Source organism: Ruegeria sp. BA12 (genome assembly GCF_056539625.1).
Genome location: NZ_JBQFVF010000001.1, coordinates 239,336 through 261,307 on the forward strand (window position 1 = coordinate 239,336; position 21,972 = coordinate 261,307).

At 58.5% G+C, this 21,972-nt stretch carries 23 protein-coding genes; 13 read left to right on the plus strand and 10 right to left on the minus strand.

Going from position 1 to position 21,972, the window contains the following annotated elements; all coding sequences use genetic code 11:
- Positions 1-142 precede the first annotated feature (142 nt).
- Both ACR0B0_RS01175 and ACR0B0_RS01180 read left to right on the plus strand, forming a co-directional pair.
- Positions 143-346, plus strand: coding sequence for a hypothetical protein (locus ACR0B0_RS01175; RefSeq protein ID WP_170347982.1), 204 nt, complete (start codon positions 143-145; stop codon positions 344-346).
- A gap of 114 nt (positions 347-460) precedes the next feature.
- On the plus strand, positions 461-2,506 hold the full coding sequence (locus ACR0B0_RS01180) for an acetyl-CoA carboxylase biotin carboxylase subunit (protein ID WP_480646092.1): 2,046 nt from the start codon (positions 461-463) through the stop codon (positions 2,504-2,506).
- A gap of 76 nt (positions 2,507-2,582) precedes the next feature.
- Here ACR0B0_RS01180 and ACR0B0_RS01185 read toward each other — a convergent pair whose 3' ends face one another.
- Positions 2,583-3,029, minus strand: a complete 447-nt coding sequence (locus ACR0B0_RS01185; protein ID WP_170347984.1) for a DUF4174 domain-containing protein — start codon at positions 3,027-3,029, stop codon at positions 2,583-2,585.
- Positions 3,030-3,197: 168 nt separating this feature from the next.
- Here ACR0B0_RS01185 and scpA point away from each other — a divergent pair, with 168 nt between their 5' ends.
- From scpA to ACR0B0_RS01215, 6 genes are all read left to right on the plus strand, one after another.
- Positions 3,198-5,324, plus strand: coding sequence for a methylmalonyl-CoA mutase (gene scpA / locus ACR0B0_RS01190; RefSeq protein WP_170347985.1), 2,127 nt, complete (start codon positions 3,198-3,200; stop codon positions 5,322-5,324).
- Positions 5,325-5,431: 107 nt separating this feature from the next.
- Entirely contained in the window at positions 5,432-6,034 is a 603-nt protein-coding gene (locus ACR0B0_RS01195; RefSeq protein ID WP_480646094.1) for a VOC family protein, read from the plus strand.
- Entirely contained in the window at positions 6,031-6,555 is a 525-nt protein-coding gene (locus ACR0B0_RS01200) for an N-acetyltransferase family protein (protein ID WP_480646096.1), read from the plus strand. Before ACR0B0_RS01195 ends, ACR0B0_RS01200 begins: the two co-directional genes overlap by 4 nt.
- Positions 6,556-6,564: 9 nt before the next feature.
- The gene (locus ACR0B0_RS01205; RefSeq protein ID WP_170347988.1) at positions 6,565-7,245 is read left to right on the plus strand and encodes a molecular chaperone DjiA; all 681 of its coding nucleotides are present in this window, start codon (positions 6,565-6,567) and stop codon (positions 7,243-7,245) included.
- A gap of 4 nt (positions 7,246-7,249) precedes the next feature.
- The gene (locus ACR0B0_RS01210; protein WP_170347989.1) at positions 7,250-8,227 is read left to right on the plus strand and encodes an endonuclease/exonuclease/phosphatase family protein; all 978 of its coding nucleotides are present in this window, start codon (positions 7,250-7,252) and stop codon (positions 8,225-8,227) included.
- Between the two features lie 38 nt (positions 8,228-8,265).
- Positions 8,266-8,637, plus strand: coding sequence for a hypothetical protein (locus tag ACR0B0_RS01215; protein ID WP_170347990.1), 372 nt, complete (start codon positions 8,266-8,268; stop codon positions 8,635-8,637).
- Here ACR0B0_RS01215 and ACR0B0_RS01220 read toward each other — a convergent pair.
- From ACR0B0_RS01220 to ACR0B0_RS01240, 5 genes are all read right to left on the minus strand, one after another.
- Positions 8,634-10,178 (minus strand): Ppx/GppA family phosphatase, encoded by a 1,545-nt coding sequence (locus ACR0B0_RS01220; protein WP_170347991.1) that lies wholly within the window; start codon positions 10,176-10,178, stop codon positions 8,634-8,636. The genes ACR0B0_RS01215 and ACR0B0_RS01220 overlap by 4 nt on opposite strands.
- A 49-nt stretch (positions 10,179-10,227) precedes the next feature.
- A complete protein-coding gene (locus ACR0B0_RS01225) occupies positions 10,228-10,917 on the minus strand; it encodes an HdaA/DnaA family protein (RefSeq protein ID WP_170347992.1) in 690 nt (229 codons plus the stop codon).
- Positions 10,918-11,991, minus strand: a complete 1,074-nt coding sequence (locus ACR0B0_RS01230) for an AI-2E family transporter (RefSeq protein WP_170347993.1) — start codon at positions 11,989-11,991, stop codon at positions 10,918-10,920.
- A gap of 91 nt (positions 11,992-12,082) precedes the next feature.
- Positions 12,083-13,057, minus strand: coding sequence for an isopenicillin N synthase family dioxygenase (locus ACR0B0_RS01235; protein ID WP_170347994.1), 975 nt, complete (start codon positions 13,055-13,057; stop codon positions 12,083-12,085).
- Positions 13,057-14,421, minus strand: a complete 1,365-nt coding sequence (locus ACR0B0_RS01240; protein ID WP_480646748.1) for an FAD-dependent oxidoreductase — start codon at positions 14,419-14,421, stop codon at positions 13,057-13,059. The genes ACR0B0_RS01235 and ACR0B0_RS01240 overlap by 1 nt, the downstream gene beginning before the upstream one ends.
- 168 nt (positions 14,422-14,589) lie before the next feature.
- On the opposite strand from ACR0B0_RS01240, the gene proS reads away from it, so the two are divergent.
- Together proS and ACR0B0_RS01250 are read left to right on the plus strand one after the other, a co-directional pair.
- On the plus strand, positions 14,590-15,930 hold the full coding sequence (proS, locus tag ACR0B0_RS01245) for a proline--tRNA ligase (protein WP_170360340.1): 1,341 nt from the start codon (positions 14,590-14,592) through the stop codon (positions 15,928-15,930).
- Entirely contained in the window at positions 15,914-16,825 is a 912-nt protein-coding gene (locus ACR0B0_RS01250) for a glycosyltransferase family 2 protein (protein ID WP_170360338.1), read from the plus strand. Before proS ends, ACR0B0_RS01250 begins: the two co-directional genes overlap by 17 nt.
- 2 nt (positions 16,826-16,827) lie before the next feature.
- Here ACR0B0_RS01250 and ACR0B0_RS01255 read toward each other — a convergent pair whose 3' ends face one another.
- A complete protein-coding gene (locus ACR0B0_RS01255) occupies positions 16,828-17,181 on the minus strand; it encodes a hypothetical protein (RefSeq protein ID WP_170347997.1) in 354 nt (117 codons plus the stop codon).
- A 377-nt stretch (positions 17,182-17,558) separates the two neighbouring features.
- Between ACR0B0_RS01255 and ACR0B0_RS01260 the strand changes: the two genes are divergently transcribed.
- Complete coding sequence (locus ACR0B0_RS01260) at positions 17,559-18,854, plus strand: lipoprotein-releasing ABC transporter permease subunit (RefSeq protein ID WP_170395608.1); 1,296 nt, start codon at positions 17,559-17,561, stop codon at positions 18,852-18,854.
- Positions 18,847-19,533: an ABC transporter ATP-binding protein gene (locus tag ACR0B0_RS01265; RefSeq protein ID WP_480635947.1), complete on the plus strand. Its 687-nt coding sequence runs from the start codon at positions 18,847-18,849 to the stop codon at positions 19,531-19,533. The genes ACR0B0_RS01260 and ACR0B0_RS01265 overlap by 8 nt, the downstream gene beginning before the upstream one ends.
- Here ACR0B0_RS01265 and ACR0B0_RS01270 read toward each other — a convergent pair.
- Positions 19,517-19,954 carry a DMT family transporter gene (locus ACR0B0_RS01270; RefSeq protein WP_170360332.1) on the minus strand — a complete coding sequence of 146 codons (438 nt, stop codon included), beginning with the start codon at positions 19,952-19,954 and terminating at the stop codon, positions 19,517-19,519. The two genes, ACR0B0_RS01265 and ACR0B0_RS01270, sit on opposite strands and share 17 nt — an antisense overlap.
- A gap of 92 nt (positions 19,955-20,046) precedes the next feature.
- On the opposite strand from ACR0B0_RS01270, the gene ACR0B0_RS01275 reads away from it, so the two are divergent.
- Positions 20,047-20,451, plus strand: a complete 405-nt coding sequence (locus ACR0B0_RS01275) for a c-type cytochrome (RefSeq protein ID WP_170348001.1) — start codon at positions 20,047-20,049, stop codon at positions 20,449-20,451.
- Between the two features lie 3 nt (positions 20,452-20,454).
- Here ACR0B0_RS01275 and ACR0B0_RS01280 read toward each other — a convergent pair whose 3' ends face one another.
- Both ACR0B0_RS01280 and ACR0B0_RS01285 read right to left on the minus strand, forming a co-directional pair.
- On the minus strand, positions 20,455-21,141 hold the full coding sequence (locus ACR0B0_RS01280) for a hypothetical protein (protein WP_170548032.1): 687 nt from the start codon (positions 21,139-21,141) through the stop codon (positions 20,455-20,457).
- Positions 21,142-21,181: 40 nt separating this feature from the next.
- Positions 21,182-21,844 carry a DNA-3-methyladenine glycosylase I gene (locus ACR0B0_RS01285; RefSeq protein WP_480646099.1) on the minus strand — a complete coding sequence of 221 codons (663 nt, stop codon included), beginning with the start codon at positions 21,842-21,844 and terminating at the stop codon, positions 21,182-21,184.
- Positions 21,845-21,972 lie beyond the last annotated feature (128 nt).

Here is a 21,972-nt window from a genome sequence, read left to right on the forward strand (position 1 = left end):
CGTTTTTCTTTGCGCACAATGCAGGCGTGATGCGGCATAAATTTGCGCAAAACATCCATTTCCAGCGCTTGTTATTGAATAACAGCGCTTGGTTCCGGCATCTGCGCCCCAATGCATCAAGAAAGCTAAAGGGGCAGAACACATGCGAATCTCAAAATTCTTCCTGGCCGTTGCGACCTGCGCGGGCCTTGCTGCCTGCGGCGACTCATTCGGTGAACAGGCGTTGCTTGGCGGCGGCGCAGGGGCACTGGGTTCGGCGGTCATCGGAGCGGATCCGTTTGTCGGCGCAGCAGTCGGGGCTGCGGGCAACGTGCTGTACTGCAAAACACAGAAGAACTGTTACTAACCAAGAATTCGGGGCGCCCGCCGCTCCGGTTGCCATTGCGCATCACGCCGTCGCAGGGTTTACGCCCTGCGGCGGCGTTTTGCGTTTCCAGAACATCAAGACAAAGGACGTTCCATGTTCAACAAGATCCTGATCGCCAACCGGGGTGAGATCGCCTGCCGGGTCATCAAGACTGCACGCAAGATGGGTATCGGCACAGTTGCCATATACTCGGACGCGGACAGACAAGCGTTGCATGTATCGATGGCGGATGAGGCCGTACACATCGGCCCGCCGCCCGCGAACCAGTCCTATATTGTGATCGACAAGGTGATGGATGCCATCCGCCAGAGCGGGGCGCAGGCGGTGCATCCGGGTTACGGTTTTCTGTCTGAAAACGCCAAATTCGCCGAGGCATTGGATGCCGAAGGCGTGGCTTTTGTGGGTCCCCCGGTTGGTGCGATTGAAAGCATGGGTGACAAGATCACCTCGAAGAAAATCGCGCAGGATGCGGGTGTTTCGACTGTTCCCGGTTATATGGGCCTGATCGAAGACGCGGATGAGGCAGTAAAGATTTCGAACGAAATCGGTTATCCGGTCATGATTAAAGCGAGCGCCGGTGGCGGCGGTAAAGGCATGCGGATCGCGTGGAGCGACGAAGAAGCGCGCGAAGGGTTCCAGTCCTCCAAGAACGAGGCCGCGAATTCGTTTGGCGATGACCGGATTTTCATCGAGAAATTCGTGACCCAGCCGCGCCATATCGAAATTCAGGTGCTGTGCGACAGCCACGGTAACGGGATTTATCTGGGCGAGCGTGAATGTTCGATCCAGCGTCGGAACCAGAAAGTGGTGGAAGAAGCCCCGTCGCCCTTCCTTGACCCTGAAACCCGCAAGGCGATGGGCGAACAAGCTGTCGCTCTGGCCAAGGCTGTGAACTACGCCAGCGCGGGTACGGTGGAATTTATCGTGGATGGCGACAAGAACTTCTACTTCCTTGAAATGAACACACGCCTGCAGGTGGAACACCCAGTGACCGAGTTGATCACCGGTGTCGATCTGGTTGAACAGATGATCCGCGTTGCTGCGGGTGAGCCGTTATCCATCACGCAGGACGACGTGACCCTGACCGGCTGGGCCATCGAAAACCGTCTGTATGCTGAAGACCCGTATCGCAACTTCCTGCCGTCGATTGGCCGTCTGACCCGCTATCGCCCGCCACAGGAAACCGCAGCTGGCCCGATGTTGGACAACTGCAAGTGGCAGGGTGACGCGCCCAATGGTGAGGCCGCCGTGCGTAACGATACCGGCGTCTATGAAGGCGGCGAGATCAGCATGTATTACGACCCGATGATCGCCAAGCTGTGTACCTGGGCTCCGACCCGTGAAGCCGCGATTGAGGCGATGCGTGTAGCGCTGGACAGTTTCGAGGTCGAAGGCATCGGTCACAACCTGCCGTTCCTGTCCGCAGTGATGGATCACCCGAAATTCGTCAGCGGCGATATGACAACGGCCTTCATCGCCGAAGAATATCCCGACGGGTTTGAAGGTGTAATCTTGCCCGAGGCCGACTTGCGTCGCATCGCGGCCTCATGCGCGGCGATGCATCGTGTTGCTGAGATTCGCCGCACCCGTGTTTCGGGCCGCATGGATAATCACGAGCGTAAGGTCGGAACCGATTGGACCGTTACCCTGCAAGGTCAGGATTTCGAACTTGCCATCGAGGCGGATCATGACGGGTCAACGGTTACGTTCACTGACGGTGCGGTGATGCGTGTTGCATCAGATTGGACACCGGGCGATCAGCTTGCGTTGCTAGACGTAGACGGCGCTCCGCTTGTTCTGAAGGTCGGCAAAATCTCTGGCGGCTTCCGTATTCGCAATCGAGGTGCTGACCTGAAAGTTCATGTCCGTACACCGCGTCAGGCAGAACTGGCCAAACTGATGCCCGAGAAGTTGCCACCTGATACCTCGAAAATGCTGCTGTGCCCGATGCCAGGACTGATCGTGAAGATCGACGTCGAAATAGGTCAGGAGGTTCAGGAAGGTCAGGCGCTTTGTACGGTCGAGGCGATGAAGATGGAAAACATCCTGCGCGCCGAGAAGAAAGGCGTGGTAGCCAAGATCAACGCAGGCCCCGGCGACAGTCTGGCCGTGGACGACGTGATCATCGAGTTCGAGTGATCATGTCCGCGCGTTCGTCATATATCCAAATGGTCCCGGCGTTTTGCGCCGGGTGCTTTGGGCGTGGCGAATGCGTTCAGCCGCCCTGGCGCCGCTCGCGAATCTCGCGTTCGCGCAGGGGGGTTTTGTCGATGGACCGGCCGATTTCACGCACGCTCCATGGGGACGGTTTGCGCAGTTTGACCACGCCGTCCTTGTCTACGAATACCATTTGGAACCCGCGAGGCCGCAGCTGCGACCGGATCGGAGACCGCGCCGAAGGGTCGGTGTCGGTCAGCACGACCACATCACGGTCGCGCATCGCTGCCTCGCCTTCGGTCAGCATATCGATCTGTTGCTGGAACCGCGGGTCGGCTGGCGTGTCGGCAAAAACGACGATGGGCCGTTTGACCCAAAGAAACTCACTGAGATCGCTGTCACCAGTAGGGCGAACAAATTCGTCTTCCACCGGTGCGGACCCGTCGGCAGCCAAGGCGGCCAGCGGGAATAGTGCCGAGAAAACAAGGGCAAGCGTTCGTATCATGGGGCCTCCTGTTGAATTGAATATAGCCCCTGCGTCGGTGAATGCGACCGGCGAATTGCATCAAAGGTTCAAAATTTTGCGTAAAGCGCTGTCTGAACCAACCCGTCCGAACACCACAACGCGCAGGCCAGGCCCCAGCGCGACCCGAATTGAAAAAAGGATATCGCTATGACCGATACGAAAGACTGGCGCGCGCTAGCCGAAAAAGAGCTGCGCGGGCGTCCGTTGGAGGACCTGACGAAAGAGACGTTGGAAGGCATCGACGTCAAACCGCTCTATACGCAGGAGGACACTGCAAATCTTCCGCATATGGGATCGTTGCCCGGTTTCGGTCCGTTTACGCGCGGGGTGAAGGCGACGATGTATGCGGGGCGGCCGTGGACAATTCGCCAGTATGCCGGGTTTTCGACGGCCGAGGAATCGAACGCTTTTTACCGCCGCAATCTGGCTGCGGGCCAACAGGGCGTCTCGGTTGCTTTCGATCTGGCGACGCATCGGGGCTATGACAGTGACCACCCGCGCGTGGTTGGTGATGTCGGCAAGGCTGGTGTGGCCATCGACAGCGTTGAAGATATGAAAATCCTGTTCGATGGCATCCCGTTGGACAAGGTCTCGGTTTCGATGACGATGAACGGTGCGGTGATCCCCATCCTTGCCAGCTTTATCGTGGCGGGCGAAGAGCAGGGGCACGACAAATCCGTCCTGTCGGGCACCATTCAGAACGACATTCTGAAAGAGTTCATGGTGCGCAACACATATATTTATCCGCCCGATCCTTCGATGAAGATCATCTCGGATATTATTGAATTCACGTCGAATGAGATGCCCAAATTCAATTCGATCTCGATCTCCGGCTATCACATGCAGGAAGCCGGAGCGAACTTGGTGCAGGAGCTGGCCTATACTTTGGCGGACGGGCGTGAATACGTACGCGCCGCAACGCAGGCCGGGATGGATGTGGACAAATTTGCTGGACGCCTGTCGTTTTTCTTTGCCATAGGCATGAACTTCTTCATGGAGATTGCCAAACTGCGTGCCGCACGCACCTTGTGGCACCGGGTTATGACCGAGTTCGGAGCAAAATCCGAGCGGTCGAAGATGCTGCGCACCCACTGCCAGACTTCTGGTGTGTCGCTTCAAGAGCAGGACCCTTACAACAACGTGATCCGCACCGCCTATGAGGCGATGAGTGCGGTTCTGGGCGGTACCCAATCGCTGCATACCAACGCGCTGGACGAGGCGATTGCGCTGCCCACCGATTTCTCGGCACGCATAGCGCGGAATACTCAGTTGGTACTGCAGGAAGAAACCGGCGTGATCGATGTGGTCGATCCGCTTGCCGGGTCCTACTACATCGAAAGCCTGACCAATGAACTGGTCGAAAAGGCCTGGGCATTGATGGAAGAAGTCGAGGAAATGGGCGGTATGACCAAGGCCGTAGCCTCGGGTATGCCGAAACTGCGGATCGAAGAAAGCGCCGCCCGTCGTCAGGCGATGATCGACCGGGGTGACGAGGTTATCGTCGGGGTCAACAAATACCGCAAGGAACAGGAAGACCCGATCGACATCCTGGACGTCGACAATGTCGCCGTGCGTGAGGCTCAGGTGGCACGTCTGGAACGCATTCGCGCCACTCGCGACGAAGCTGCGTGCCAACAAGCGCTGGACGCACTGACCAAGACCGCCCGCGAGGGTGGCAACCTGCTGGCTGCTGCGGTCGAGGCCGCCCGCGCCCGCGCATCCGTAGGAGAGATCAGCATGGCAATGGAGAAAGAATTCGGCCGCCACCGCGCCGAGGTGAAGACTTTGGCCGGTGTCTACGGCGCGGCTTACGAAGGTGATGAGGGCTTTGCTGCGATCCAGAAATCCATTGAGGAGTTCGCCGAAGCCGAAGGCCGTCGCCCCCGTTTGCTGGTGGTCAAGATGGGGCAGGACGGGCATGACAGAGGTGCCAAAGTCATCGCCACAGCCTTTGCCGATATCGGGTTTGACGTGGACGTTGGCCCGTTGTTCCAAACACCTGCCGAAGCTGCGCAAGACGCAGTTGATAACGATGTGCATGTGGTTGGCATTTCCTCGCAAGCCGCGGGGCACAAGACACTGGCGCCGCAACTGGTTGAGGAACTCAAGAAAGCCGGGGCAGAGGACATCATTGTGATCTGTGGCGGCGTGATCCCGCAGCAGGATTATCAGTTCCTTTATGACCATGGTGTTAAGGCGATCTTTGGTCCGGGAACCAATATCCCCGAGGCCGCGCAGGATATCCTGCGTCTGATCCGAGAAGCAAAAGGCTGAGGCCAGCCAAGATTTTTCGCCGAAAAATCTTGTGATTCACCGCCGTTGGCGAAAACATGCGACCAGATCCATCGGGATCTGGTCGTTTTTTGTTGGAGGCAGCGCACGTGTTACTGGATCATTTGGCCGTTGCGGGCGAAACATTGGAAGAAGCCTCGGCCCATATCGAACAGGCATTGGGAGTGCCACTGCAGGCGGGCGGTAAACATGATGCTTTCGGCACGCACAACCGGTTACTGGGTTTGCGGGAAGAGCTCTATCTCGAGGCCATCGCGATTGATCCGCAGGCACCAAAACTAAAGCGCACACGGTGGTTCGATCTGGATCGATTTTCTGGCCAGCCGCGCCTAACAAACTGGATATGCCGGGTCTCAGATATCCAGGCCGCACTGTCCATATTCCCAGATGGCGTAGGCCAACCAATTGACCTGACACGAGGCGCGCTGAGGTGGCAAATGGCGGTCCCGCCCAACGGGCGGCTGCCATTCGACAATCTGTTTCCTGCGCTCATTCAATGGCACGGCGATCTACACCCGGCGCGTATGTTGCAAGGCAGTGGATGCCGCCTGAGACGTTTGGTGGTTTTTCATCCTGACGCTTTGGATCTGGCGCGGTTGCTGGGTAATCTGGAAACCGTGGTGTTCGATACCGGTCCGGCCGCCTTGCGGGCCGAGTTCGAAACCCCGCATGGCCCCCGCGTGCTGGAATGAAAATACGGCGCGCAAAGGTCGCGGACGCCGCCTCAATCGCGGAAATCACCAACACGATCATCCGCGATACGCTTGTGACCTTCACCACGGATGAGCGCAGCGTCGAAAGCATCGCCAAGGATATCGTTTCTCGTGGGGACGGCTATTGGGTTGCGGGAAAAGGCAAGCAAGTTGTGGGTTTTGCCACCTACGGCCCATACCGCTCCGGGCCAGGTTACGCGCAGTGCCGCGAGCTTACAATCCAATTGGCCCCTGATGCGCGGGGGCAGGGGGGTGGGAGGGCATTGATGGCGGCGCTTGAGACCGCCGCCCGGGTGGAAGGTGTGCATGTGCTGGTGGCCGGGATCTCCTCGGCGAATCCTGGGGCGGTCGCATTCCACGCGGCGCTGGGGTTTAAGCAAGTCGGGCACATGCCAGAGGTTGGATTCAAATGGGGCAAACGGTTGGATCTTGTGCTGATGCAGAAAATTATTTCCTCTGACCCACCTGTCGTACCTGACAGTCGCGATTTCGGACGCTAGGGTGCGCCCATGTCGATCTGGACCCGCATATCCGATGCGCTAAGTGCGCTTGCCCAGGGTGAAAGCCTTACGGACGTATTTGAAAAACTGCGCACGCCGCCGGAACGCTCGGTTGCGTTTGCAATTGCCGTGATCGCGCTGGGTGCGAAGATGGCAAAGGCTGACGGGCAGGTGACGCGGGATGAGGTCACCGCCTTTCGCGATGTCTTCCAGATTGCCCGCGATGATGAGGCCGGTGCCGCACGTGTTTTCGACATGGCCCGGACGGACGTTGCCGGTTATCAGGACTATGCCCGCAAGATTGCCCGTATGTTTGCCGATGACAGCACCACGCTGTGCGACCTGATGGAGGGGCTGTTTCACATCGCCATGGCCGACGGGTTCTATCACCCAAACGAGAACGAATTTCTGGAACAGGTCAGCCGCATTTTCGGTCAGACCGACGCGCAGTTCATGGCCTTGCGCGCGCGGTTTGTGCCTGACGCACCCAATGACCCTTATACCGTGTTGGGAGTGCCGCACGACATGCCGCTGCCTGAAATCCGCAAGATTTGGCGGCAACTTGTTCGTGATACCCATCCCGACGCGATGATGGCCCGCGGCGTGCCCGAGGAAGCCATCCGTCTGGCCGAGAAAAAGATGATCGACATCAACCGCGCCTGGGACGAGATCAACGGCGCACAGGCGTAGGCGAATGCGGTTGGCGACCTACAATATTGAATGGTTCGCCAACCTGTTCGACCGCAATGATAATTTGGTCGTCAATGATCGCTGGTCCGGTCGTCACAACGTCACCAAAGCGCAGCAGGTTGAGGCCATCGCCAAGGTTCTGACGGCAATTGACGCGGATGCAGTTTTGATTGTCGAAGCCCCCAATTCCGGGAAATCGCAGGACACCATCCGTGCTTTGCAGAATTTTGCCGAGGCGTTTGATCTGCGCACCTCACACGCGGTGATGGGGTTTCCCAACGATACCCATCAAGAGCTGGCGCTGCTTTACGATCCGAATGTGCTGCAAGCGCGGCACGACCCGGTTGCGGGCAACGATGCGGCCCCCAGGTTCGACGACGTGTTCCATATCGACCTCGATATCGATGCGACCGAGGATCTTGTGCGTTTTTCCAAACCCCCGATGGAACTGGCGGTGCAGATCCGATCCGGCGCGCAGCTTCGCCTGATCGGGGCGCATCTGAAATCCAAGGCCCCGCACGGGGCGGGATCGCGGGATGAGGCGATCCGCATCTCGATCGCGAATCGCCGCAAGCAACTGGCGCAGGCCGTGTGGCTGTCTCGGCGTGTCAAAGCGCATGTCGAGGCCGAGGAACAGGTCATCCTGCTGGGCGATTTGAACGATGGGCCGGGGCTGGATGAGTTTGAACACCTGTTTGGCCGATCCTCGGTCGAAATTCTGCTGCAGGCCGGATTGTTTGACCCGCATGCCGCGGGGACGGACGCAGAGCCGTCAACCGCCCGGTTTGCCCGCGAGGGTGGGCGGTATCTTGAGGCGCTGCTGGACTACATCATGGTCAGTGAAAACCTGCGCGCCAATCGTCCGGCGTGGCGTATCTGGCACCCTTTCAAAGACGCAGGCCTTCGTGCGTCAGAGGACTTGCATCAGGCCTTGTTGACCGCGTCCGACCACTTCCCCGTTACTCTGGATATCGCGTTGTGACCTTTTATCGACGGAAGGCTCTGCTTATATTCTTTGACATGAAACATCTCATTGCGATCTGCGCGTTATCGGTCGCGCTGGCCTTGCCCGCACAGGCCGAGGAAGATACCGGCAAATCCTTGATGGAGCAGGGGGCCGAACTGTTTTTTGAAGGTTTGCGCAAGGAAATGGAACCCGCGCTGGAAGACTTGCAGGGGCTGGTCAGCCAATTTGGCCCAGCAATGCAGTCATTCTTTGAAGAGATGGGCCCAGCCCTGGCCGAACTGGCGGGTGAGATCGAGGACTGGAGCGCCTATGAAGCGCCTGAGATATTGCCCAATGGGGATATCATCATCCGCAAAAAGCCTGAGGATCAACCAGAAGAGCCCGAACAAATCGAAGAAGAAGCCGACGGAGCGACGGAAATCTAACCTCGGATAGTGACGTGAACCTCTGACTTTAGGGCATTCGCCAAGGAATTCAGGCGCGCTTCGGCCACCTCACTGAACAATGGTTCTGCGGCTTTGGGCAGCCGCAGTTCAAGCTGACGCTTTTTGGGATAGAATCGCAGCGTGCCCATTTTGACATCGTGGTGCATCCACAGCATGGCGCCAAAGCGCATGGCCTTGCCCAGAATTTCAGCCTGTTTCTGATCTTTCTCGTCCAGCAGTTTGTAAAGCGGCTCGAACCGGTTGCCCTCGCGTTTATTGCGATAACGGTGTTGCAGCGCAAGGCCGATAAAAACCCGTTCAGAATGTTTCAATCCGCCCAGATTGGCGCGGGTGACATTGTCGAAACAAATCTCGGCCCGGTAATCGGGATGGGCGCGCCAGCTGACGTCGTGCAGCAGGCAGGCAGCCTTGATCAGGCGCACGCGTGCCTCTGGAGCGGATTTGAACAACGGCATGACAAAATCAAACAGGTGTTTGCCAAATCCGGGCAGACGGGCATCTTTGGCTTCGGAGAAGTAGCTGGCTTCGATCAACGGGTCACGGTCGCGCAGAATCTGCGGCATTTGTTCGTACAGCAACCCTTCGCGGATGCCATAGCTTGAGATCGCGATGTCCTTTGGTTTGAAAGTGCGGATCAGCCGCGCCAGAACGTCCATCGCATAGGGGATCAGCGCCATGCGGGAACTAGACACGCCCGCCTGACTGCGCAGCTGATCCGGATCACCTTTTTCGATGAACTTTATGGTCTCACGGACCTGCTTTGTGGTCATGCGGTATTCATGCAGCACGTTCAGCGGATAACCCCGGCGCAGCATGTCCAGACGTGCAAAAGCACGCCAGCTGCCGCCCACCAAAAACAGGCGATCCCGCTGCGGCCCCAGCTGATCCCGCAGTTCTTCCATGGTGGCCTTGATATGGGCCTTGCGCGCGCGCCGCCCGCCCTTGATATCGCGTAGTTTCAATGGCCCCAGGGCCGAGGTCAGACGGCGCCCGACTTGACCGTCGCCAATCTCGGCCAGTTCCATGGATGAACCGCCAATGTCGCAGATCAGGCCATAAGCCCCGGGCCAGCCCAGCAACACACCCTGCGCGGACAAGCGCGCCTCTTCGCCGCCGTCTATGACCTGAACGGTCAGACCGGTTTCCGAATGAACCTGATTGCAAAAATCCGGTCCATCCTTGGCTTCGCGCACTGCAGCGGTTGCCACGACATGCAGGCCCGGTAGGTCCAGATCATTGGCCAATTGCTGAAACCGGCGCAAAGCGGACAGCGCACGCTTGCGCCCGCGCGGGTTAAGGAACCCGGATTCCGACAGGCCCGCACCCAGCTCGCACATTATCTTTTCATTGTAGAAATAAGCCGGGGATCGCGCGGCCCCGTCAAAGATTACCATCCGGACCGAGTTCGATCCAACGTCGACCACGCCCACCCGCGACAGGGCGCGGGCCTCGGGGTTGTCGAACAAGGGCTTGCCGAACGATCCCCAGTCCGGGATTTTGGCTTCTGCAATCTGATCCATGTCTATTCCAGATATTCGGGTGGCAGAATGCGAAATCGCAGTGTGCGGGTCAATTGTCGGATGCGACATCTGTCATGTCCGCGTTTAGCACCCGGATCGCAAGAGCGCGGGTGATTTCCCGCTTTTCCGACAAAGCCAGATGATCCAACCGGGCTACGACCTCGGCTGCGGTCTTGAACCGCCGATCCATGTGCTTGACGAGATAGGCAATCACGTCTGGTCCGGGATTCAGTTGGCGGTCGACAAACAGCTTGGCCAGAACGGCCCCCAAAAGGGCATCGTCCGGTGGGTCCAGCGCCACGTGATGCGCCCCTTCGATCCGGCTTTGCAGATCGGGCAGTGGCAGTTCCCACAGCTTTGGCGCCAACCGCCCGGTCATCAACAACGCATGGCCTTCTGCCAGCACCAAGTTGTGCAGGTGAAACAGGGTTTTCTGCTGATCGAGGTCGCCTGCGACCATCGGAATATCTTCGACCGCTATCGGAGTGCTGGCCAAGGCGGGCACGTCTTCGTACCGCACATCGCGGGCCTGAATGATCCGCCCGCCGGTTTCGGCAGCCCAGACATGGGCCAGATGCGTTTTGCCAGACCCGGCAGGGCCGCTGAGGACCAGCTTGTTGCCGGGCCACGACGTCGCCGAGATCATCGCAACGGCCAGCGCATTGGCGGGCGAGACAAAAAAATCTCCGCGGCCCAGTGCGGTTTTGGCCGGTAGATCAAAGCTGAGTTGTTGGGCCATTTATTCGTCTTCCTGCTTCAACCCGTCGAGGCCGGTATACAGGCGGCTGTCCAGATAGATTGAGGTCAGGAACCGGGCGACCACGCCCAGCGCTGCGGCAACCGGAACAGCAACCAGCATACCCACAAAGCCGAACAGCGCGCCAAAGACGGACAGGGCCAGCAGCAGCCAGACAGGGTGCAACCCGACCGAGCTGCCAACCAGCTTGGGCGTCAGGAAATTGCCCTCGGTCACCTGTCCCAGCGCGAAGATGCCTGCCACCAGGCCGATATGAAGCCAATCGCCCCAGAACTGAAACAGCGCAAGGCCGATAGCCAACGTGCCGCCAATCAGGGCACCCAGATAGGGGATGAATGTCACGAGCCCTGCGATGAAGCCCACGATCAGGCCGAATTGCAGACCAACGATCATCAGCGCAACGGCGTAGTAGGTGCCCAGGATCAGACAGACGGTTCCCATGCCGCGGACGAATGAGGCAAGAACATCGTCAATCTCACCCGCCAGCCGCTTGATCGTTGGGGCGTGGTCACGAGGTAGCAGCTCTCCTATGCGGGCTATCATACGATCCCAATCTAACAACAGATACACGGCGACCACCGGCACGATGACAAGCAGAACCACCACGTTGATGGCTGATCCCAGCGAAGCGGCGACGGATTGCAGAACGTCTCCAGTTTTGGATTGCAACGTCTCGCCCAGCGACACAAGGAATTGGTGAGAGCTGGATTCGGTATCCAGCAGGGATGGGAATTGTTTTTCGATGAAGCCGCGCAGTTCTTTAAGCAGACTGGGCATAACTTCGACCAGATCGATCAACTGGGTAATCAGCGCGGGCACCACCATCAGCACCATCAGCACAAATCCCAGAACGCCGACAATGGTGATGATCCCAGTTGCGGCCATTCGCGACAGCCCCATGTTTTCCAGCCGGTCTGCAATTGGATCAAGGAAGTAAGCGATTGCTCCGCCAATCACAAAGGGCAAAAGAACGTCGCCAAGTGCCCACAATAGAAGCACAAAAACTACAGCTGCTATGCCCCAGTACCTGAGCTGATCCTTCACCGGCAAAGCCATGGCTGTCCCCTTGTTTTCGGCTCTTGCCAGTGTTCTTGGCGCATGAAGCCCCATGATGCAAGCGCTTCATCGCCCGTACAATTCCCGGGCGCTAATCGCTGAGCGTGCCCAGTTCAGGCGTGGCGTCATGGGCGGCCTCGTCCGGCCAGTTGGTGCGCCAGATTTCCGCAGACCAATGGCCGCAATGTACCGCAGGCCGATCAAAGCCGGGCAGGGGGTCGACCAGAGGTGAAACCACCACGTCATGGCGGGGCACGGCAAAATAAGGAAACGAGTAACGTTCCTGTCCCGAGCGATTCACCACCCGATGCGGCGTAGATTTCAGCCTCCCGCCGGACCATAGTTCCAGCATGTCTCCGATATTGACGACAAATCCTCCCGGCGGGCAATCAGGGCTGATCCAGCCGCCGTTGCGGGTTTGCACTTCAAGCCCGCCGACGGGATCAGGGGCGATGATGGTCAGGGCATCGGTGTCCTTGTGGGGATGAATGCCATAGCCGCCCTCATCGGGGGCTTGAGGCGGATAGTGCAGCAGAGTCATGTTGGTCATGGGATCGCGGAAAGCGTCCCGCAATTGGCGCGCGGGCAGGCCCAGTCCTGTTTCCAACGCACCCAGCAAGGCATCTGCAACGCGGTCGAGTTGGGACCAGTAGTCAAGGATCATTCCGCGAGCGTCTGGCACCTGTGACGGCCAGACATTCGGGCCGTACAAGGCACAATCGTTGCGGATCGGCGCATCGCTGGCGACCTCATGGTGTAACTTGTAGCCTTCGTATTTGTCCGCCTTGCCAGACCCGTCATTTGGGGTGAAGAACCCCAGCGGGATGAACCCGCGATAATTGTCGCGGGTGATGGCCTGATCCCACTTGGCACCTTCTTCAACGTCAAAGATGGCCTGCACACAGGCGCGCATGTTTTGAACCGTGTCAGTGGGTATGTCGGTTCCGGTGATCGACAAAAAACCGATGTCAGTGCAGGCGCTGATGACCTGCTGAACGGTCTGCTCATAATCCGCATGGGACGCATTAAACAGCGGGGCGATGTCTATAGTGGGAATGCCACCCATCAGTGAACCCTGACGCCTTGGCGGTCAAGTTCAGCATGAACCGGGGCTAGGTTCAGCCCATGCAAGTCCTGATTGCTCTTCAGAGACAGGGCGGCTGCAATCCCGGCACCCTGACCCATGACCGCACAGCAGGACATATTGCGGGTGGCGGCATGGGCCACCTTGTCCGCCCCGTGCGACCGGCCTGCAACCAGCAGACCCTTAACGCCTTTCGGCAGCATCGAACGGTAGGGCACATGCATATACCGGCCCGTGGTCGGCAGGATCAGGATGCCATAGCCGTCGATGAATTCAGGATAGATGCCGATCGTATCCTCGAACCGACCCTGATGCCGGGCGTCGTCCTCGGTCATATTGTAGATCGCATCGATCTTGCGGGTGTCGCGAATGCCGATGGTCATGCCGAAATTCCGCAGACGCGCGTTTTCGCAGCCGGGCATGAAACGGCGCAGCGCCTCGATGGCTAGCATTGACTGTCGACGGCCCTCGATCTCGCCACGGGTCAGGCTATCGGGATCGGTGCCGTCTATCCCGTCCATATGGATCAGGTTCATATAAGTCAGCTCACCCGTATCGTGGACCGCGCCCCAAGTGCCGGCGATGGTGTTCAGATGCGGTGGGATCAGACCCTGTTCGATGGCTTGCTGGAACGGTTTCTTGACGAAGGGTGAGAACATGTCGTCCTCTTTGCCACTGGTTTCAATGTTCCACTCGCCACCGCCGCCCCAGTCCTTATAGGTCTGCGGGTCGGCCTTGACGCCCTCCATAAAGGCGCGCTTGTCGACGCCTGCCAGATGGAACATGACCGAAGCGGCCATCATATCCTCGCGCGCGGTCTTGTAGGTGGGCGCGCCTGCGCGATGGGCTACATCCGCGTCCCCGGTGGCGTCGATCACTACCTTGGCCAAAATCGCCTCACGCCCAGCTTTGGATTCGGTGATGACGCCGGTGATCCGGTCACCATCCATGATTGGAGCAACGAATTGACGGTGCAACATTGGATGCACCCCGGCCTCTTCGACCAGCTCGTCAGCAACCAGTTTGAACCCTTCGCTGTCCAACTCATAGCTGAGCGACTGGCTTTCTGGCACCGCTGCCCCCATGTCCCGGGCGCGGGTTTCAAATTCCAGACCAATGCCGCCTGCTTCGACGGTTTTCTCATGGCGGTACCAAGCAAATCCTTCGACACCCACGGCGGTGATATTGCCACCCATGCAGCCAAAGCGGTCGACCAGAGACACTTCGGCCCCTGCGCGCGCTGCCGCCAAGGCAGCGGCCAGCCCCGCGGGGCCGGAGCCCACAACTAGAACGTCGGTTTTGTGAACGACGGGAATTTGACGGGCGGGTTCCTGAATGGTTTGCATCGGCGCCTCATGGGTTTGCATTTTAGCCACCATTGAAAACCTTGGCTGGCGGGTCAATCAAAATTCCGACCGTCCCGAGGTCGCAAAATAACCAATGGCCGATTGCCCCCGGCGGGGCTTTGGAATAAGGACCTTTGAAGTCGAATTCTCACCCGTGAAGGTCATACAATGCGCCTCAGCCGTTACTTTCTGCCCGTTCTCAAGGAAAACCCGTCCGAGGCCCAGATCGTCAGCCACCGGCTGATGCTGCGCGCCGGGATGATCAAGCAAGCATCGGCCGGGATTTATTCCTGGCTGCCGCTGGGTTTCAAAGTTCTGCGTAAGTTGGAAAATATCATCCATGAAGAGCAGGCGCGCGCAGGTCATATCGCGATCCAGATGCCGATTATCCAATCGGCAGACCTATGGCGTGAATCCGGGCGCTATGATGACTACGGTCAGGAAATGCTGCGTATGAAGGACCGGCATGACCGGGATATGCTGTTCACGCCCACGGCCGAAGAGCTGGTCACCGATATCTTCCGCGGCCACGTCAGCAGCTACAAGGACCTGCCGCTGACGTTGTACCAAATCCAGTGGAAGTTCCGTGACGAGATCCGCCCGCGCTTTGGCGTGATGCGGGGGCGCGAGTTCTACATGAAGGACGGGTATAATTTCGACCTGACCAAAGAGGACGCGCTGCACGCCTATAACCGTCATCTGGTTACCTACCTGCGCACCTATGAGCGCATGGGCCTGCAGGCTATTCCGATGCGTGCTGATAGCGGCCCGATCGGCGGCGACAACACCCATGAATTCCTCGTACTGGCCGATACGGGTGAATCCGAAGTGTTCTATGACAGCGCCGTCACCGACCTGACGTTTGGTGATCGTCAGATCGACTATGACAGCCGAGAGCAGTGTCAGGCCATTCTGGAAGAGTTCACCTCGAAATACGCCCGTACCGATGAAACCCATGACGAGGCGCTGTTCAATCAGGTGCCCGAAGATCGCCGCCGTGTGGCGCGCGGGATCGAAGTGGGGCAGATTTTCTATTTCGGTACCAAGTATTCCGAGGCGATGGGCGCTACCGTTCAGGGCCCCGATGGCAAACCAACGCCGGTCCATATGGGCAGCCATGGCATCGGTGTCAGTCGTCTGATCGGTGCGATCATCGAAGCCAGCCATGACGATAAGGGCATCATCTGGCCCGAGGGCGTAACACCGTTCCATTGCGGTATCGTAAACCTCAAGCAGGGTGATGATGAGGCTGACGCCGCCTGCGACAAACTCTATGGCGCGCTGACCGCTCTGGGTCTTGAGCCGCTGTATGATGACCGCAACGAACGGGCAGGGGGCAAGTTTGCCACCATGGACCTGATCGGCTTGCCGTGGCGTATCACCGTCGGGCCGCGGGGTCTGAAAAACGGCGTCGTTGAGCTGACCTGCCGCCGTACCGGTGAAAGCGAGGAGTTGAGCCCCGAAGCTGCCGTCACGAAAGTTGCCGAAATCTATGAGCAAATCGCCTGAACAGGATCATCGGCCGCTGATCTCGGTCGTCACCGTTACGCGGAACCTGATCGAAGCAGGGCGCGAGGTGCAAGTCCTCGCCGCCCTGGACAGCGTGCAGTCGCAAAAGCTCCGTGACATCGAGCATGTGATCTGGGACGGCCAATCCGATGACGGAACGCAGGACCTGCTGAAAGACACGATTCAGAAATTCTCGGAGTCGGGCGACCCCATTCCTGTGCGGTATTTCTGTGAGGCAGACAAAAGCCTGTATGACGCGATGAACCAGGCGGTTGATCGGTGTCGCGGCGAGTATGTCTTGTTTCTCAACTCGGACGATCTGATTGCAGACCCTGACAGCCTGTTGAGGGTGCAAAAAGCTATCGAGCCCGATAAGCCCGATTTTGTGTATGGTGAAACCGTCTTTTTCGATGATGAGGGCAACCGCCGTCATGCCCGTCGGCTAACCCCGAAATCCATCTTGCAGCGCTTACCATTCGGTCACAATGCGATGGTCCTGAAACGGGCGTTGTTTCAGGAATTGGGCGGTCACGACCTGCAATTCCGTATCGCCGCGGACTATGACATGGTTTTGCGAATGATCCTGTCTGGCCATTCCGGCCAGCGGTTGCAGGCCCCAATATCACTGTTTCGGATCGGTGGAGTATCAGCAGACACAGACGCTGCCGGGGCCGAAATGGCCGCATGTTGGCTGAAAAACTACAGTCAGTTCTGCGATCTGTCCGGGTACTCGGACGCGCAGCGCTTTGGGTGGTACAAGCAAGGCCATTTGCCGGTTCGGGTTTCAGGCGCCATTTTGCTGAAATCGCTATCGCAGCCTGCTATCGCGCGTGCCGCGCTTTACAGCCTGACAAAGACGTTACGTCGCAAGGCTCAGTTCTGGCGGTCTTTCTAGGTTCACTGCGGTTCCGGTCGTTCCGTCAGAATTTCACCATCCGCACTGTTGCCGCGTGCAACGACAATCGGACGGCCCAGACGTCTGACCAGATCTTTGTATTCGAACCCTAGAAAGCGTATCCCACAAACCCGTTGATCGGTCGTGCGATCCGTAATGCACAGCCGCCCCTGACGGAACGCCAATCGGTATCCTTTGTCTTTCAGGATATCGGTCAAACTTGCCCAGCTTGCCGCTGTATCGAAAACAGGGCGAATGACTGCGCGCAACAATGCTGCTGTTTCACAATCCAGTTCTGAAGATGCGTTTCGGACCAAAATCGGGTCCAACAATTCCTTATTACTCTTTACAAACATGAGCGACCCCCGCTCTAAAAATGATATCCCCCTTACATCTAAGGTGACAAAGTTTTAAAAAATAAGCAAAAGGCGAAAGAATATTGCTTAATCAATGTTGCATTTTGAGTTCAGTAACTCACGCAACGGCCCTATTGACTTCATAGCTGAAACAATTGGGGGTTGTCTGTGAAGGGGGTCACAACCAAGGGTGTAATCTGGATCTTTTCTCTCTCCTTTCGCCAGAGCGAGCTTCCCGACACCTAGGGTGATTCGTATTGGGCCATGCCAATAAAAGTCGCAGGATTGCCTATCGCCGGGCGGGACGCGCATAACCACCTTGACCATCCCGGCAAATGCCGAAAGGGTCGCGCAAACCAAAAAGCCCCGGAGCAGACATGGCCAAGACGCCCCCGCCCTTTGCCCCATTCGAATGGAAGATCGCCTGGCGATACCTGCGCGCACGCCGTGCCGAGGGCGGTGTCAGCGTGATGACCTGGATTTCACTGATCGGAATTACACTGGCGGTGTTTGCCCTGATCGCGACGCTGGCCGTTCGGTCCGGCTTCCGATCCGAGTTCGTGGGTACCATTCTGGGGGCCAATGCGCATGTCACTGTCTACTCGGCGGGTAATTTCGATGCGCAGGGTAACCTGGACCGCACCATCGCGGATTATGACGGAGTGGCTGAGCGCGTTGCGCAGGTGCCCGGCGTTGAACGCGCCGCGCCCTTGGTCAAAGGGCAGGTGCTGATTACCAATCGCGAGCGCAGCAGCGGGGTTGAGGTCTTTGGCATTCAGCCTGACGACCTGCTGGACTTGCCCGGCGTCGCCGAAAGCGAACAGGCGGTTGGGGATCTTTCCGAATTCCAGAATGGAGAGGACGTTATCGCCATCGGTTCGGGCGTGGCGCGCAGTATTGGGGCAACTGTGGGGGATACGGTCAAACTGACGTCCCCTAACGGGGTGAAGACGGCCTTTGGTACCTCACCTCGTGTGAATGCCTATCGGGTGGTCTATGTCTTCTCGGCCGGGCGCTATGATATCGACCGCACCCGCGTTTATATGCCGTTCGAACAGGCGCAGGGCTTTTTCAACCGCGAGGGCGTTGCGGATGAGATCGAGGTGATGGTTGACCGCCCTGAAGAACTGACACCGATCCTGATCCCTATTCTTGAGGCCGCCGGCGAACGAAGTCAGATCTGGACCTGGCAGGACGCCTCGGGCGGGTTCCTGCGCGCGTTAGAGGTCGAGGACAACGTGATGTTTATCATCCTGTCGATCCTCGTGTTGATTGCGGCGATGAATATCGTCTCGGGGTTAATCATGCTGGTGAAGAACAAGGGGCGCGATATCGGCATCCTGCGCACCATCGGTCTGAGCGAGGGATCCGTACTGAGGGTGTTCTTCATCTGCGGTGCATTCACCGGCATCATAGGCACCGTGATGGGTGTTGTTCTGGGTTGCTTGTTCGCGATTTATATCGACCCGATCTTTTCGTTCGTGAACTACGTCATGGGTGGCGGTGTCTGGGACCCTTCCATTCGCGGCATCTATGCCCTGCCCGCCGAACTGCACCTGTCGGACGTGTTGAAGGCAATCGGCTTGTCGCTGGGCCTGTCCTTTTTCGTCACCTATTTCCCCGCCCGCCGCGCGGCGCGGCTGAATCCGGTTGAGGCGCTGCGCTATGAATGATGTGACATTGCGATTGAGCGGTCTGACCAAGACCTATCTGAAGGGCACACCGGGCGAGGTTCAGGTGCTGCGTGGGGCCGATCTGGAACTGCACGCGGGCGAAGCGGTGGCGCTGGTTGCACCATCCGGCGCGGGCAAGTCGACCCTTTTGCACATTGCCGGTTTGCTGGACACGCCGGATGACGGCTCGGTCGAGATTGCGGGGCAGAATTTCAAAGGTAAGGGCGACCGGACACGCACCGCATTGCGGCGTCAGGACGTCGGGTTCGTCTATCAGTTCCACCATCTGCTGCCCGAGTTCACGGCGCTGGAGAATATCACCTTGCCGCAACTGGCCAACGGGGTGTCCGAGGCGGCGGCACAAGCGCGGGCGAAGTCTTTGCTGGACCGCGTTGGTGTGGCACCGCGCGCTGATCACCGCCCGGCGGCGCTGTCAGGCGGTGAACAACAGCGGGTTGCTTTTTGCCGGGCGCTGGCCAACAAGCCGCGCGTTCTGCTGGCGGATGAGCCGACAGGAAATCTGGATCCCGAAACCTCGGATCAGGTGTTTGACGCGCTGATGGCACTGGTGCGGGACGAAGGGCTGTCGGCACTCATCGCCACGCATAACATGGAACTTGCCGCGCGGATGGACCGCAAGCTGCGGTTGGAGGGCGGTATACTCAGGCCAGTTGAGTGATCGCAACGCCCGCGGCCATCACGGCGATCCCACCTGCGCGTATCCATGTCAGCGGCGTGACTTGCGCGCCGAAAAGCCCGAAGTGGTCGATGGCTGCCGTGCTGATCAGTTGCCCGAGTAAAACGAAGAACACCGCATTACCGACACCGAAATGCGGTGCGACATGGGTGATGGATAGGACGTAAAAGGCGATCAGGACACCGGCCAATAGCAGGTGTTTCGGGGCCTGCGTGACTTTGGGCAGCGCGCCCGTGCCGGTAAATAAAACCATCACCAGCGCGGATGCTGCGAACGCGATGGCGAACAGGATGACGGCGGCGGTGGTCGGTGATCCGATCAGCTTTCCAAGCGCCGCGTTCAGAGCGGCAAGGATTGGAACGCCAATCCCGGCGGCCAGCATGATAACTGCATATTGTGTCATTGCCCGTACCCATCTGCTTCGTTGATCTGGATCATTGCGCCAAGCCGGCCCTCGGGCAAGCCTGTATATGTCAATCGTGACAGGAGGATGCGATGCCCAGACCCCTAATGACTGCCGTTTCGTTCGGAGTGCTTGTGACCGCTGCACAGGTCGCGGCACAGGATGTGGATACCGGGGCCGAGCTGTATCAGCACTATTGTGCAACCTGCCACGGAATCGATGCGACCGGGCATGGGCCGATGGCGGGGATATTGGTCATTCAGCCGGTTGATCTGACCAAGCTGGCCGGAGAAGACGGTGTTTTCCCAACTGCGCGCGTCGTTGCGCGGATTGACGGGCGCGATCCGTTGGTCAGCCACGGCAGCCCGATGCCAGTCTATGGTCCTTATTTCGACGGGCAGGACACCTCGATGAAAACACCCGAGGGGCAGCCGATTCTGACCAGCCAGCCGATCGTGGATCTGATCGCCTATCTTGAAACATTGCAAGGCGGGTAACGTCTAGCGGCAAATGCCTTCGGTCTTTGCGCCGCTCCAGGGGATGACGATATCGCGCTCACGCGGTTGGTTCGGCAGGGGTGAAATGTCGAAATGCGCGCCCAGCATGTCGTGCAAGCGTTGGGTGCGGGGGGCTTGAGGGTCCAGCGCCCGGCAGCAGACATATTCCTCGACAATCGCGCCTTGTTGTTCAAACCCGTAGGATAGGAAGTCGGACGAGGTTTCGATATCAAACAGATAGGGGTCCTTGTTGCCACCATGCTCGGCCGCTGCACGCAAAGGGTGATAGCCTGTGGTTTTCCGGTTCTGCCATTGCCACACATGTGTCAGCTCATGCGCCAGCAGCATTCCGGCGATTAGGTTCATCTGCTCGGGGAAGTCGGACATATAGTCCTCAAGATACCACTCACGCGTGAAATAGACCTTGTTGAACAGGGCTACGGCGGCGGGCTTTGCTGTGACGACCCCTTCGGTCGGGGCTGGCAATATGCGTTCACGGCAGGCCAGACGGGGCCGTTCCTTGCGGTAAAACGTGATTGGCGCGACCGGAGCCCCCTCGACCAGGCGCACCCGATCCAGATTCAGCGACTCGCCCTGAACAGCGGTGGCAAAAGCACGTTCCTGCTCGGTCAGCGGGCGACCGCAGGATGCAAGCAGAAGGAGAACCATCATCAAAATGCGGCAGGTCATGAAGTGAGCCTAGTGTGAAGCACCCGCACTGCAACCGGTTTTACAGGCTCATCGCCAAAACCCGGCTGATTTCCGTCAACGACCGCCCGGATTGGTCCATCCAGGTGTTGAATGCGTCTTGAACGGCAGCCATCGCCTTCTTGGAGCTTGGCGCTTTGTCGATCACGCCTTCAGCAATCAATCGGGCGGTGACGTCCCGCGACAGGATGAAACTGTCGCGCCCGGCAAATCGCATGGCGTATTGCGCCGAGGCCCCACCCAGACGCGACCCGCGCTTGCCTAGCATCGCCAGCAAGCCGACGTAATCAGTCGAGGGCCAGCCACCCAACACCTTTCCCACGCCACCTTCCTGACGCAGTTCCAGCAGAAACGCGGCATTGTCCCGCACAGCGGCGATCTTGGTGCCGTTGCGGACAATGCGGGTGTCCTGCAGCAGGGCGTCGAACTTCTCATCATCCATAAAGGCGCAGCGACCGACGTCAAAACCATCAAAGGCGGCCTCAAACCCATCCCATTTGTTTTCGATAACCTTCCAGTTGAACCCGGCCTGAAAGACGCATTTCGTGACGATCGACAGCCAACGATCATCGGGCAAGGCAGTCAACTCAGCCACGCTCTTAGGTTTGCTCAGCTTGGCTTGCAACGCGTCGGGTCCGCCGTGGCGATTGGCAGCCATGGTGTAGATCTCATCGAAATGGTGCATCGGTGTCCTCCGCGGGCAGGGTTGCCTGTTCATTGTCGGGTTGCAAGCGTTGAAACAATATGCCCAGAACATGCGCGGAAACCCCGTGCGCCGCACCCGACTTGATTTCGGACAAGGATCATGCCGCC